The sequence below is a fragment of the Photorhabdus machadonis genome (assembly GCF_052657765.1).
Genome location: NZ_CP199761.1, coordinates 2988451 through 3002650, shown reverse-complemented (window position 1 = coordinate 3002650; position 14200 = coordinate 2988451). Strand labels below are relative to the sequence as shown.

General features: G+C 39.4%; 12 protein-coding genes. 11 read left to right on the top strand and 1 reads right to left on the bottom strand.

Annotated elements, in window-relative coordinates:
• The first annotated feature begins 27 nt into the window (after positions 1-27).
• Positions 28-882: a 3-deoxy-8-phosphooctulonate synthase gene (gene kdsA, locus ACUN2T_RS14155; protein WP_445493658.1), complete on the top strand. Its 855-nt coding sequence runs from the start codon at positions 28-30 to the stop codon at positions 880-882.
• 103 nt (positions 883-985) lie between these two features.
• Here the strand turns inward: kdsA and dauA are convergent, their stop codons facing one another.
• Positions 986-2686, bottom strand: a complete 1701-nt coding sequence (gene dauA / locus ACUN2T_RS14150) for a C4-dicarboxylic acid transporter DauA (RefSeq protein WP_445493656.1) — start codon at positions 2684-2686, stop codon at positions 986-988.
• 680 nt (positions 2687-3366) lie between these two features.
• Here dauA and ACUN2T_RS14145 point away from each other — a divergent pair.
• From ACUN2T_RS14145 to ACUN2T_RS14100, 10 genes are all read left to right on the top strand, one after another.
• Positions 3367-4059: an SDR family NAD(P)-dependent oxidoreductase gene (locus ACUN2T_RS14145; RefSeq protein WP_445493655.1), complete on the top strand. Its 693-nt coding sequence runs from the start codon at positions 3367-3369 to the stop codon at positions 4057-4059.
• Positions 4060-4301: 242 nt separating this feature from the next.
• Entirely contained in the window at positions 4302-4550 is a 249-nt protein-coding gene (locus tag ACUN2T_RS14140; RefSeq protein ID WP_445493653.1) for an acyl carrier protein, read from the top strand.
• 130 nt (positions 4551-4680) lie between these two features.
• Entirely contained in the window at positions 4681-5541 is an 861-nt protein-coding gene (locus ACUN2T_RS14135) for a hypothetical protein (RefSeq protein ID WP_445493651.1), read from the top strand.
• Positions 5531-6280 (top strand): hypothetical protein, encoded by a 750-nt coding sequence (locus ACUN2T_RS14130; RefSeq protein WP_445493650.1) that lies wholly within the window; start codon positions 5531-5533, stop codon positions 6278-6280. The genes ACUN2T_RS14135 and ACUN2T_RS14130 overlap by 11 nt, the downstream gene beginning before the upstream one ends.
• The gene (locus ACUN2T_RS14125; protein ID WP_445493649.1) at positions 6267-7454 is read left to right on the top strand and encodes a beta-ketoacyl synthase N-terminal-like domain-containing protein; all 1188 of its coding nucleotides are present in this window, start codon (positions 6267-6269) and stop codon (positions 7452-7454) included. Before ACUN2T_RS14130 ends, ACUN2T_RS14125 begins: the two co-directional genes overlap by 14 nt.
• 86 nt (positions 7455-7540) lie before the next feature.
• Entirely contained in the window at positions 7541-9292 is a 1752-nt protein-coding gene (locus ACUN2T_RS14120) for a carbamoyltransferase family protein (protein ID WP_445493648.1), read from the top strand.
• A gap of 215 nt (positions 9293-9507) precedes the next feature.
• Complete coding sequence (locus ACUN2T_RS14115; RefSeq protein WP_445493647.1) at positions 9508-10383, top strand: hypothetical protein; 876 nt, start codon at positions 9508-9510, stop codon at positions 10381-10383.
• Between the two features lie 75 nt (positions 10384-10458).
• Positions 10459-11451: a hypothetical protein gene (locus tag ACUN2T_RS14110; RefSeq protein ID WP_445493646.1), complete on the top strand. Its 993-nt coding sequence runs from the start codon at positions 10459-10461 to the stop codon at positions 11449-11451.
• A 337-nt stretch (positions 11452-11788) separates the two neighbouring features.
• On the top strand, positions 11789-13231 hold the full coding sequence (gene luxC / locus ACUN2T_RS14105) for a long-chain-fatty-acyl-CoA reductase LuxC (RefSeq protein WP_445493644.1): 1443 nt from the start codon (positions 11789-11791) through the stop codon (positions 13229-13231).
• A gap of 13 nt (positions 13232-13244) precedes the next feature.
• Entirely contained in the window at positions 13245-14168 is a 924-nt protein-coding gene (locus ACUN2T_RS14100) for an acyl transferase (protein WP_445493643.1), read from the top strand.
• Positions 14169-14200: the final 32 nt, after the last annotated feature.

The window sequence follows — 14200 nt, the reverse complement described above, 5'->3', positions numbered from 1 at the left end:
GATTTGCCCTTAACGGAAGGTATAAGTATGCAACAGAAAGTGGTTAATATTGGTGATATCAAGGTCGCTAACGATCTGCCGTTTGTTCTTTTTGGTGGTATGAATGTCCTTGAGTCACGGGATTTGGCCATGCGTATTTGTGAGCACTATGTGACAGTGACACAAAAACTGGGCATTCCTTATGTTTTCAAAGCGTCCTTTGATAAAGCGAACCGATCATCAATTCACTCTTACCGTGGTCCTGGGCTGGAAGAGGGAATGCGGATTTTTCAGGAGCTGAAACAAACTTTTGGTGTGAAAATTATTACTGACGTGCATGAGCCGGTACAAGCACAAGCGGTGGCGGAAGTGGTTGATGTGATCCAACTTCCGGCATTTCTGGCGCGTCAGACTGATTTGGTTGAGGCAATGGCCCGCACCGACGCGGTGATTAACGTTAAAAAGCCACAGTTTATCAGTCCAGCCCAGATGGGAAATATTGTTGAAAAATTCAAAGAAGGTGGCAACGATCAGGTGATTTTGTGTGATCGTGGCAGTAACTTTGGTTATGACAATTTGGTTGTGGATATGCTGGGTTTCAATGTCATGGTTCAGGCCACGGGGGGGCATCCTGTAATTTTTGATGTCACTCATTCACTGCAATGCCGCGATCCATTTGGTGCCGCGTCGGGTGGCCGTCGTGCTCAGGTGGCTGAATTGGCGCGTGCGGGAATGGCCGTCGGTATTGCCGGCCTATTCCTTGAAGCGCATCCCGATCCGGTAAATGCGATGTGTGATGGTCCATCAGCGTTGCCGTTGGCAAAACTTGAACCATTCCTGATCCAGATGAAAACGATTGATGACGCAGTGAAAAGCTTCCCTCAACTGGATACCAGTAAATAATCTGGTTATCAAATGATGAATGTGTTTGGCGCTGGTTTACAGCGCCATTATTGGGAAAAGGCTGACTAAACTCTTCTTTCTAGTGGTTTCAGTTGTCCATTTTTCAATTGAAATTCAATTCTTCCATTGCCCGTGGCAGTGTTGCATGGAAGCTGAGATGGTTTTCAATCAATTGAACTCTGGCTCTGGCCAGTGTTTTTAACGGCTGAAATGGAATATCGCAAACAGCAATATATTTATCCTTACCGACTTCATCAATAAAGCGCTGGAAAGCGTGCAACCCACCGGCATCCAGTACAGGAACCGCATCCCATTGCATGAGGATTGTCTGATAACCTGCGCTTTTTTCCTTTAATTCTGTAAAGATACGTTCAGCTGCGGCGAAGAATAACGGGCCATTGATACGAACAACCAGCAGATCTTTATCCCCATTTGTTTGTGGCAATTGGCTGATGCGGGTCATATTGGCTATCCGACGCATAAACAGCAGTGAGGCTAACACGATACCAATCGTAATAGCGATGACCATATCAAACAGCACCGTGAGCGACATACAAAGCACCAGCACAATAATGTCATCTCTTGGTGCGCGGCGGATCAGATCAATAACTTTATGTATCTCGCTCATATTCCAGGCGACCATGAGCAATAGGGCGGACATGGCGGCCAGCGGAAGATAGGAGAGCATTGGTGCCAATGCCAGTAAAGTTAATAACACCAGCAGAGAGTGAACAATTGCCGAAACAGGTGATGTTGCGCCGGCTCTGATGTTTGCCGCTGATCGGGCAATGGCAGCAGTAGCTGTAATACCCCCGAAGAACGGTACAGTGATATTTCCCAACCCCTGACCAATTAATTCACTGTTTGAGTGGTGCTTTTTCCCGGTCATACCATCCAAAACAACGGCGCAAAGCAGTGATTCAATAGCACCCAACATGGCCATTGAAAAGGCTGCGGGTAATAAAGCTGAAACTGTTGCCCAATTTATATCAACGTGATGAGAGTCTATATCGGGTAAACGCCATGGTAAAACGAATTGAGGAAGGATGGGGGGGATACCTTGGCCTTGCGTACCGTCATTCAATAGGTAACTGAATTCAGAACCGATAGTCACAGCATCCTGACCAAATAAATTCATTATCCCCATCACGGCGGTTCCCGCGATCAAGGCCGGAAGATGCCCGGGTAATTTCAGCCCAAGCTTAGGCCAGTAAATCAGAACTGAAAGTGTCGCCAGGCCAATCAGCGTATCACTTAAATGCAATGTTGGCAGTGCCTGAAACAGCGCGGCAACCTTATTGATGTAACTCTCTGGTACATGTTCCAATTGCAGACCAAAAAAATCTTTTACCTGCATGGTGGCGATCGTGATGGCGATCCCAGAAGTAAAACCCAGTGTCACGGATAGAGGAATATACTCTATCAGTTTGCCAAAGCGGGCTAACCCCATAACCAGCAGCATAATTCCCGACATTAATGTGGCAATAAGCAAACCACTCAGGCCAAATTGCTGAGATACCGGATAGAGAATGACAACGAAAGCGGCTGTAGGACCGGAAACACTATAGCGCGAGCCGCCAGTGACAGCGATAACAATGCCAGCGATAGCGGCAGTGTAAAGCCCATATTGTGGCGCGACACCACTGCCAATAGCGAGCGCCATCGCGAGTGGAATAGCGATGATACCGACAGTAATACCGGCAATAATATCTTTAATTAAACGGGTAAAAGAGTAGGGTTCTTTCCAACAAGCATCAATTACAGCACTAAATGGCCGTATGCCGTTCATTCTACGAGTTTTCATCTGTGCATAAACCAAAAAAATAAAAGAAAAAGGCAATAAGGGTCATCATAATCCGAATTGCAGGAGTAATGCTTTTAGTTCAAAATGATAGCGCCATACATCAAACTCAATGTGAATAGATTAACGGTAGGAAAGTGAAAAGTAAAAGGGAGAATAGCGTTCTTATCACTGGGAAATATCTTGAAACCGATTCTATTAGGTATTTATTCTTATTGGTGAATTTTATTAAAACAATTTCATAAATAATATAATCAATGTTTTTAGATTTGATGCTATATATTTTTTTATTAATTATTGGGTTGTCGGATTTTGTTTTTTTAATGAATTAATATGATTGATGATAATTTGTAATTGTTATTGTTTCAAAATTAAATAATTGATTATGAATTTACTGGTTATATTATTATACATGGATTAAATTAGCCGTGTTAAATGATTTCACAATTTATATTTTCACTTTAATTTTGCGTGTAATTTGACCAATGTTTTAATGTTTCTTAAATATTAGATTAATAATTTGACAGATATAAGAACCCACCCTATTATTTATAGTGACTCATGGAATTATATGCATTAAATCAGTCAAAAAATACTCTTTTAAATAATATTTATTCTGAATGCTTTATTTAAAGTAGGGTTGACTGTTGAAAATAACTTCGGGATAAGGTAGGGATGTTTAAATGCATAAATATAACAGCAAGGTACTTATTATTGGTTCATCAAGTGATATTGGGAATGCGATTTGTAAACATGCGGCAGAGAGTGGTTATGAAGTATTAGGGACTTCGCGTAAACCGCATAATGAAGCGATTCATTTAGATGTTATGTCGGATAGCAGCGTAAAAGAAGCAATTGAAATTGTAATTGAAAAGATGAAATGTATTGATGCGGTTATCTATACTCCAGCGATGTCATTTGATGGTTTATTGCATACTCAGGATATTGGCAACTGGCATGATGTTTTTGATGTCAATTTATTCGGTGCCGCGAGAGTGGCAAAGTATCTGCTCCCGCATTTTATGAAGAATCGTAATGGGGTAATGCAATTTATCTCTTCTACAGCGGGTGTGCGGGGATCGCCAGGTGCCACGGCTTATTCTTGTTCTAAAGCGGCTATGAACGCATTGGTAAAAAATATTGCTAATGACTATGGGCGTTTTAATATCAGAGCCTACGCTGTGATGCCAGGATATGTTGATGGTGGTATGTTACGTCATATTTCTTCAGAGAAAAAAGAGGAATTCGCCAGACATATTGCATTAAAACGAATGGCGGATGTTGATGAAATTGCCCGTTTTTGTGTCGGGGCATTGAGTGCGTCAACTTATATAACAGGTACAACTCTTCGCATTGATGGGGGATTGATGGGTTAATCGCAACATCATAAATGTTACCAATCACTTTAATGTGAAAATGATTGTCGGTTATCATTCCAGTTTTGGTCAAATTATTTGGAATAGAAACCAAAACTGATTATTAAATATCTTTATTCTTATATCGTTTATGAATTGTTTTTCTGAATAAATCAGCATAAATAAATTTTCGATATATATTGCTTGATATAAATAGAGCTACAAACCATTAAGTAGGATATACACATATTGGGGATGATGATATGGATGATATTAATATGGTCAATGAAGAATTAGCAAGTATTCTGTTGAATGTTGCTGAGTTAGATTCTGATTTTGAAATAACTTCGAATAAATTATTGAAGAGTGATCTTGGCATTGACTCGCTGAAGCTAATTGATGTTATTTTATCGGTTGAACGCACCTTTGGGAAAGAGATTTCAGAAGATGCGCTTGCTCGTATTCAAACCGTAGGTGAACTATGGGAGGAAATAAAGAATAACATGCAATAGTTGGGTTCATTCAATTAACCATTAAGAGCTTATCCTGTTAGGTGTTCATTCACAAGAGTGGCCTGCAACAATAACGCCTATTGGGATAGGCTCTGGAATTTTCTATTTTTTAAACATGAGTTGGGTGAAAATGTTGACTTTTAACGTGGAAAATTTAGCGATTTATCCGAATATATTTCAGAATGAGAGAGAGGAAAAATTTTATCTTCCCTCTGATATTTCTGAATTTGTCAGCAATAAAGGTGATCGTTTTCGTGACGACTTCAGCCGCATTTGTACCTATTTGGCAAATAAGTTTATTGCAGAAGATAGAAATGTGGAGAATGAATCTGTGATTGTGGGTACAGAATATGGCAACCTTGACGCAATGCTTCGTTTTCAGCGGCAGGTAAGGAATAATGATAAGACGGTATCCGCTCAACAATTTCCTTATGCTACTACAAGTTCAGCTTCAACCTTTATTAACATTGATAAGAAGGTGACAGGAGGAAATTGTACGCTAAATGCCGGCAGTAAAACGCCAGTTATGGGATTCATTCAAGCGTTACTTAATTTATATAATAGATCAGCAGGTATTAGCCATCTGTTTTTTGGTGATGTCTATTGCGCAGAAGCACTTGATGATATACGAAAAAAAACCAGTAACCAGAAATCAATATCTTCTGGCGTCATGGGTGTGGGTTTATCGAGTGGAAAGCAATTTACGGCAGATTTTTTCTTCGGATCAACAGTGGAAGAGATAAAAAGGCGGCTTGACACTTTATCACTGGATACGAAGATTTTTATATTCAATACGTTGAATAATAATGAAGCATTAATTAATACGATTAAAGATTATAATATCATTGAATATCAAGAATATAACGGTGCTTTTCTATTTCATGAATTTATGAGTGCTATTCAACACAGTAAGAAAGAAGATGCTTTTGTATTTATTACAATCGATAATATGAATGCCTCAGGCGTAAGGGTTATACATAATGATGATTAATCATATTAACCAGGTCTTTTCATCTGAAGATGAAATATTCAAATACCATTTTCCTGATAACCCTGTTGTTCCTGGCATCTTGCCGGTAGCCGCTTTTTGTAAAGAGATGGCTGATAAGTCTGTCGATTTTATCAATCTAAAAAATCTATTTTTCTATCAATTTATACGTCCTGATGAAAATATTAAATATAGCCAGGAGAGAAATAAGATTTCTGCAACCGTATCCGGAAAACTCTGTTTTTCTTTTTTCCTGGATTATTCTGGTAAAGATGAAAAATGCGAAAGTGGGAGAGCACTTTTTTCATCTTCTCTATTCTCATTACCATTGCGTAAACCCGAATTTTGGTTTTTGCCGAAAACCGTCTATGTTGATGAGATATCAAATAGCGCAAATTGTCATTTGGATATTAAATCATTGCAGCATGAATCCGATTATTTGCAAAAATTCCATTACGCTTCTTTGCTTATTCTTGTTGAGGCAATGGGGAATTTGGCATTAGTTTTACAACATCAGCAGAAAAATATGTTAACTGAAAGCGATTATGTTTTTGCCAGATTTGGTGAATTAACTTTCAGTCCGAATATTGAACATATTAATTCTCCTGTGTTTATTGAGACCCAGGTGACACGGTTTGGTTCCATAATGTGTTGGAATGCATGGGCATATAGTGAAGGGGAAAAATTACTTTGGATAAATGACGCTATATCAATTAAGAGGAAGGAGAATGATGTTGGATAAAATATATGTTACCGGGCTTGGCGTTATCACGCCAATTGGTATAGACGTCGAAAGTTATTGGCAGAAGCTATGTGCTGGAGAGTCAAATTTCACCCGATTGGAACCGGTCTATGCTTCTATGAAGCCAAATTTTGTTGCCGGAAAAATTTCGGCGGGGCCGCGTATAGAGATAAAAGCCAGGGCACCAAAATGTACAGGGGCACAAGTTCCTGATTCTTCCCTGTATGCTGTCGATGCGGCACTCCAGGCGATAGCGGATGCAGGATTACCACCGGGATGCGCTGAATTGCGCAATGCATTAGTGTGTGTTGGTAATAATGAGGCTGAGGCGGATATTCTTGATCAATTAGTTGAAGGTGTGCCCGTAAACTGGAATGCCAATATCTATTCGAGTCATGCGGTTTCCGATAATGTTGCTCGCGCAATTGGTTCATCCGGGCCTTCCATGACGATACATAATACCTGTGCGTCAGCAAATATTGCCCTTGAAACAGCGCTACGCATGATGAAAGCAGGAATTGTTTCAACATCCGTAATAGGTGGAGGAGACGCTTTTTCTAAAAAGGTGTGGTCAGGTTTTTACATGCTTAATGCATTGGGGGCGGAACAGTGCCGTCCGTTTTCGCAATTAAGGCGCTTTATTACCATATCGGAAGGCGCTGCTTTTTTAGTGTTGCAGAATAGAAAACAAGTTGGTGAATATCAATCTCCTTATGCTGAATTGATCGCGACTGCAAGTAATAATGATGCATTACATCCTACTAACCTGGACATTAGCAGTGTCACCCAATGTCATGAAAAATTATTAAATTCGGCAGGGCTGGAAGCGGGAGATATTGATGGTATATATGCACATGGCACCGGAACAAAAGCTAATGATGCGGTAGAAGCATCCATATTCTCTGAATATTTTCCCACCTCGGCTGTTTCTGCGATTAAAGGAACTATCGGGCATATGATGGCAACGGCGGGCGCGATTGGCGCAGTCAGTGCTTGTTTATCTTTGAGAGATCAAATTATGCCAATAACGAATATCTTGCCGGAAGATTTTGAATATAAATTCAACTTAATGACTCATGGTATGGAAGTAAAACATAATTTACGCTATGTGCAGAATAATGCATTTGGTTTTGGTGGTAATAACGCGATTACTTTATTTGGTAGGGTGACTTAATTCTTCATGATACAAAATGGACTATGAGAACAAAGGGTATAGCCTGATTTTCATGAAACAAAAATAATAATTTTGAGGTTAATAATATGATTATATTGGGTATCAGTGGTCTTCCTAATTCTCAACGTTTTATGCGGGAGAATTACCCGGGTGTGAGTAAATTAGACGAGCGTATTTGTCAGGGAGTAGATAGTGCGGCCTGTTTGATTATTGATGGAAAAGTGGTTGCCGCCGCTGCGGAAGAACGCTTTACCGGAGAGAAAGGCACGGGACAATTTCCAGCACATGCCATTAACTATTGTTTGGCGGAAGCGGGTCTTACGCAAGATGATATACAGGTGATTGCTCACGGTTTTAATTATGATCACTATCGCCGTTTTTTTGTATCGAACAAAAAAATGTTCGAGGGTGCTTTCAGTAACAAAACAGTAATTGATGCATTCGCTTCTGCTGGGTGGCAGAATATCGAACCGCGTTTTCAAGCGGTAGATCATCATTTGGCTCATGCGGCGTCAGCCTTTTATCCCAGTGGTTTCCCGTCTGCACTTTGTGTCGTTTCAGATGGTATGGGTGAAATAGAATCCTTGAGTATTTATCTTGCTAAAGACCAGCAATTCCAAAAATTGTACAGTCAGCCAATCAGTTCTTCATTAGGTGAGTTTTATTCTATCTGTACCCGGTTCCTTGGCTTTGTATTTAATAGTGATGAATATAAAGTCATGGGACTTGCCGCCTATGGTAATCCTGAGCGATACCGTCATATTTTCAATGAATTGGCCCAATTCGATGCAGATAGTGGATCAATACATATAAACTGGTCACCGCGACTGTTTGATAATGCGGCGTATGGTTTTCCTGTTGCGATGGCACAGCTCAGTGATATGTTCGGTCTTACACCGAGAGGTGAAGATGATATCTTGTTGGATGTTCACCAGGATTTTGCTGCGGGGTTGCAGGAAAAATTCGCACTTTTGCTGAAACAATTAGTCACGTATTGGCTGCAAAAAACCGGTGAAACATCACTTTGTCTTGCCGGCGGATCATTTTTAAACTGCAAAGCCAATCAGGTCCTTTGTCAGCTTGATCAGGTGGAAAATGTTTTTGTCCAACCTGCATCGGGTGATGATGGTACTTCTTTGGGGGCGGCGCTTTTTATTGCCGGGAAATACCATCATAATTCAGATCGTTACTTTAATCCCTATCTTGGTCCGCGCTTCTCAACAGATGAAGTTCGTAATGTATTATTCCGGCATGGTTGTAATGCAGGAATGAAATGGCGTTATTTAGGGTTGAACGATGATTATTTTGCTGCTGCGGCTAACGATATCGCAGAAGATAAAATCATTGCCTGGTTCCATGACCGGATGGAATTTGGTCCAAGAGCGCTTGGCAATCGTTCGATTCTCGCGCTTCCGGCAGGTGAAGGAATAAAAGACAGAATTAATAGCACGGTGAAATTTCGTGAGGCTTTCCGTCCATTTGCACCTGCCATTTTGGATGAGGACTGCGATATTATTTTTGAGACACGAAATCTATCGCCGACCCGATATATGCTTTGCACTGCCGGCGTTAAACCAGAAATGACAGGGCCAGTCTCCGGTATTGTTCATGCTGATGGAACGGCACGTATTCAGCTTGTTGAACGAACTATGAATGAAACTTTTTGGCGGTTACTGAAAGCGGTACAGGAAATAACCGGTTATGGTTGTCTGGTGAATACTTCATTCAACGTTAGGGGGCAGCCACTTATCATGTCACCTGATGTTGCGATAGATACATTTTTGAAAACTTCATTGGATAAACTTTATATTGAAGGATTTATCGTCTGGAAAGAATAACGTTGAAATCCTGAAGAAAATGGCTGAATTGAATAAAGCATCGGTTAATTGATTATTGCCGATTCTTTGGATTAAATGTGTTTTCTTGTCGTCTTAGACGAATATCTGGATATGATATTTGATGATATGGGAACACATCCTTGCAATTTGGCGAACCGGGATGGTTTGCCGGACAACATAAGGTAATTATCGATCAGAAAAGGTAATATAAAAATATGATAAAAGAACTTCAGCAGCGTAAGCTGCTATCAATTGTGCAATCACAGAATGGTCTTATTGGGTACCGGTTTTCTGATAGTTTATATGCTGTTGCCGAACTTCTTGATAAGGTACTTTTGCAAGTTTTAAGTAAAGGAATATCTGTTACTTCACATTCGTGTACCACATTATTACCTCGATCCACCTTGGAGCGTATCAGTTTCTTTGACAAATTGCCTAGTAATCCATTGCATGTTTATCCCCATTTAACTCACGATGTCATAAGTGAAAATAGCGGGGATGCATGGGTACTGAGTCCATCGACTTGCTATCATACCTTTTCTCATTTGATAGATAGCACCCATGATTGGGAATTGAAATATTTTACGGCTAAAGGACAGTGTCATCGATACGAACCGGTTAAAGATGAGCCTACCCGCATGGGGAATTTTACCATGCGTGAATTAATATTGGTGGGGGTACAGGAAAAAGTAGAAACGCAATGTGAAATAATATTTGGACGAACCGTTAAATTCTTACGACGACTGTTTCCTTCTCTTTCGGTGGAAAAAGCCAGCGATGTATTTTATGGCGAGCATTCTAAAGTGACTCGTAAAGTACAATTATCAATGGGTGTCAAGTGTGAAGTACTTATTCCTTGGTTTGATAAATATAACGTTAGCGTTGGTTCACGAAATTTCCACCGGGATTTATTTACCACAAATTTTAATATTATCAGTCGTGCCAGTGATTGCCCTATGCATTCTGCTTGTATTGCTTTTGGGATGGAGAGATTACTTTTGGCACTGTTATCACATACTTTAAATTATGAACCTGACTTACTTATCGAAAATATATCACAAGCAGCCGAAATAATATTAAAGGAAAAATAACTGTGATTGCAGGATATAATATATTGGGTTCACTATTCATAAATCAGTCCATTATATCGAGGTGAAAAAATACTTATGGAAAATATGATGGATAAATCAAAAATAAACGTCGCTATCAATTGTTTTACCGGTAGCCTGACAAGGTTACTTAATCTACAGGGTAAAGAGATTTTTGAGGCGGAGATCTTTGAAGCTGGCAATGGTTATTTATTTCGTAGTGGTTATGATGCATTGAATATGCCTGAATATACTTTCTCAGTTGAAACCGTTGGGTTGACTGGGGCGGTATCTTTAGGTGCAAATATAATTTCATTACCGATAGATTACGCCCATTGGTGTCGTCAATTATATGAATTACTATGTCAGAAGAAAGGTGTCGTTGCTTGGGTCAATTCGGCACATTTATCTTATTCTGAGGTTTATGCCAATAAACCGGAATACCTGCATGCGGTGTTGATCACCGCTATTGCGGATGATTATTCACAAGTACGTATCTTTGATTCTTTGGTGGTTGATCGGGAATCCTATGCTTGTGAGGCATGGATGCCCTCCGGGCAATTTTATTTAGCGCTTTCCGATAACGTGCCCGGTGAAACCTATGATCATATGGGGCATTTTTATATTGTTGATTCATTGAAAAATCTAGAGATCATGTCGGTAAGGAAATTACTGACTCGTCAAGCTGAATTATTTAATACTTTACCTGAATATTATGATGCGTTGAAAAATTATAGCAAATTATGCCTGAATGCGTTTCAGCAGCCAAAGGAAAAAGCTTGTCGGGCCGCCAAAAGATTGTTTGATCACATCAGTGTGTTGTATGTGATACCCAATTTGAGTTTGTTAAAATATTCTTTAATCAGGGCAGATATGGCACCTGCTCTGATTGAATATTGCACGGAATTAATTGGTCATTGGAAAGCTTTATCCATTTTAGCCCTAAAGTTTGAAGCCACATTGTCACTTCAAGTATTGGAAAGAATAAAAGACCGTTTTAATCATATTGATCAAATGACTAATATGATGTGGGGAGAATTGTATCGGTATAAAGATAAGTCATGCGATTGATAATGACGGAACCCGGCGTCACTATCTCATTGATATATAAATTAAGCTAATTCATAAACAGGGTAATAATTTTAATAAATATTGTCACGCATAAAGAGAATCGCGATTCTTTTAATTTAAACTTCTCATTGGAAAATCTTGTCAATATGATGATTTTCGTTTACTCTTTTAACAAGTATTGACGAACTGGGTTAGGCAATATATTGATGAACCCCTCATTTATTATTTACATTGCCATAACACCAAAATACGAGAAGCAAGTTATTGATATAACGAGTTTGCAAGATGGTCAAACAGCAACTTAAGCTGAAATTACCCGACTAAATGGAGGGAAAATATGACTAAAAAAATTTCATTCATTATTAACGGCCAAGTTGAGTCATTTCCTGAAAGTGATGATTTAGTGCAATCCATTAACTTTGGTGATAATAGTGTTTACTTGCCAATATTGAATGAGTCTCACGTAAAAAGCATTATTGATTATAATAAAAATAATAAATTACAGTTGCATAGCATTATCAATTTTCTCTATACAGTAGGGCAAAGATGGAAAAATGAAGAATATTCAAGACGCAGGACATACATTCGTGACCTGAAAAAATACATGGGATATTCAGAAGCCATGGCCAAGTTGGAGGCCAACTGGATATCTATGATCTTGTGTTCTAAAGGTGGCCTTTATGATGTTGTAAACAATGAGCTTGGTTCTCGCCATATCATGGATGAATGGTTACCTCAGGATGAAAGTTATATTAGGGCTTTTCCGAAAGGTAAATCTGTACATCTGTTGGCCGGTAATGTCCCATTATCGGGTGTAATGTCTATATTACGCGCAATTTTAACAAAGAATCAATGCATTATAAAAACCTCATCAGCCGATCCTTTTACCGCTAATGCATTAGCGTTAAGCTTTATCGATGTAGATCCTAATCATCCGATAACGCGCTCTTTGTCTGTTGTATATTGGCAACATCAAGGTGATACATCACTTGCAAAAGAAATGATGCAACATGCGGATGTCATTGCTGCCTGGGGAGGGGAAGATGCGATTAATTGGGCTGTAAAGCATGCACCACCCTATATTGACGTGATTAAATTTGTCTCTAAGAAGAGTTTCTGCATTATTGATGACCCTGCTGATTTGACGTCCGCCGCGACAGGTGCGGCCCATGATGTTTGTTTTTACGATCAGCAAGCGTGTTTTTCCACTCAAAACATATACTACATGGGAAGTCATTATGAAGAATTTAAGCTAGCGTTGATAGAAAAACTGAACTTATATGCGCGTATATTACCAAACGCCAAAAAAGATTTTGATGAAAAGGCCGCCTATTCCTTAGTTCAAAAAGAGAGTGTGTTTGCTGGATTAAAAGTAGAGGCTGATGCTCATCAACGCTGGATGATTATTGAATCAAATGCGGGTGTGGAACTTAATCAACCACTTGGAAGATGTGTGTACCTTCATCATGTCGATAATATTGAGCAAATATTGCCTTATGTTCAAAAAAATAGGACGCAAACCATCTCTATTTTTCCTTGGGAGTCAGCATTTAAGTATCGGGACGAATTAGCCTTAAAAGGTGCTGAAAGGATTGTCGAAGCAGGAATGAATAACATATTTCGAGTGGGTGGATCTCATGATGGAATGAGACCGTTACAACGATTAGTGACATATATTTCTCATGAAAGGCCATCTCATTATACGGCTAAGGATGTTGCGGTCGAAATAGAACAGACCCGATTCCTGGAAGAAGATAAGTTCCTTGTATTTGTTCCTTAAATAGGTAAAAAGTATGGAAAATGCATCCAGATATAAAACCATCGACCATGTTATTTGTGTTGAAGAAAATAAAAAAATTCATGTCTGGGAAACGCTGCCGGAAGAAAACAGTCCAAAAAGAAAGAATGCAATTATCATTGCCTCTGGTTTTGCCCGGAGGATGGATCATTTTGCTGGTCTGGCGGAGTATTTGTCACGGAATGGGTTTCATGTGATCCGCTATGATTCACTTCACCATGTTGGATTGAGTTCAGGGACAATTGATGAATTTACCATGTCTATAGGAAAACAGAGTCTGTTAGCCGTAGTTGATTGGTTAAATACACGAAAAATAAATAACCGAGGTATTTTGGCTTCAAGCTTATCTGCACGGATAGTTTATGCAAGCCTGTCTGAAATTAATGCTTCGTTTTTAATCACTGCGGTTGGTGTTGTTAACTTAAGATATACTCTCGAAAGAGCTTTAGGATTTGATTATCTCAGTTTGCCCATTGATGAATTACCGAATAATCTGGATTTTGAAGGACATAAATTGGGTGCTGAAGTCTTCGCGAGAGATTGCGTTGATTTTGGTTGGGAAGATTTAACTTCCACAATGAATAGCATGATGCATCTTGATATACCGTTTATTGCTTTTACTGCAAATAACGATGATTGGGTAAAACAAGATGAAGTCATCACATTGTTATCAAATATTCGTAGTAATCGATGCAAGATATATTCTTTGCTAGGTGGTTCACATGATTTGGGTGAGAACTTAGTGGTCCTGCGCAATTTTTATCAATCAGTTACGAAAGCGGCTATCGCGATGGATAATAGTAGTCTGGATATCGATATTGATATGACTGAGCCGTCATTTGAACATCTGACTATTGCGACAGTCAATGAACGCCGAATGAAAATTGAGATTGAAAATCAAACAATTTCGCCGTCTTAACTCTATCACTCGGATAGAAATATAAGGACTAT

What these genes read in the sequence shown, in the direction of transcription:
- kdsA (WP_445493658.1), top strand. Translation starts at nt 28, where the DNA reads ATGCAACAGAAAGTGGTTAATATTGGTGATATCAAGGTCGCTAACGAT.
- dauA (WP_445493656.1), bottom strand. Translation starts at nt 2,686, where the DNA reads ATGAAAACTCGTAGAATGAACGGCATACGGCCATTTAGTGCTGTAATT.
- ACUN2T_RS14145 (WP_445493655.1), top strand. Translation starts at nt 3,367, where the DNA reads ATGCATAAATATAACAGCAAGGTACTTATTATTGGTTCATCAAGTGAT.
- ACUN2T_RS14140 (WP_445493653.1), top strand. Translation starts at nt 4,302, where the DNA reads ATGGATGATATTAATATGGTCAATGAAGAATTAGCAAGTATTCTGTTG.
- ACUN2T_RS14135 (WP_445493651.1), top strand. Translation starts at nt 4,681, where the DNA reads ATGTTGACTTTTAACGTGGAAAATTTAGCGATTTATCCGAATATATTT.
- ACUN2T_RS14130 (WP_445493650.1), top strand. Translation starts at nt 5,531, where the DNA reads ATGATGATTAATCATATTAACCAGGTCTTTTCATCTGAAGATGAAATA.
- ACUN2T_RS14125 (WP_445493649.1), top strand. Translation starts at nt 6,267, where the DNA reads ATGATGTTGGATAAAATATATGTTACCGGGCTTGGCGTTATCACGCCA.
- ACUN2T_RS14120 (WP_445493648.1), top strand. Translation starts at nt 7,541, where the DNA reads ATGATTATATTGGGTATCAGTGGTCTTCCTAATTCTCAACGTTTTATG.
- ACUN2T_RS14115 (WP_445493647.1), top strand. Translation starts at nt 9,508, where the DNA reads ATGATAAAAGAACTTCAGCAGCGTAAGCTGCTATCAATTGTGCAATCA.
- ACUN2T_RS14110 (WP_445493646.1), top strand. Translation starts at nt 10,459, where the DNA reads ATGGAAAATATGATGGATAAATCAAAAATAAACGTCGCTATCAATTGT.
- luxC (WP_445493644.1), top strand. Translation starts at nt 11,789, where the DNA reads ATGACTAAAAAAATTTCATTCATTATTAACGGCCAAGTTGAGTCATTT.
- ACUN2T_RS14100 (WP_445493643.1), top strand. Translation starts at nt 13,245, where the DNA reads ATGGAAAATGCATCCAGATATAAAACCATCGACCATGTTATTTGTGTT.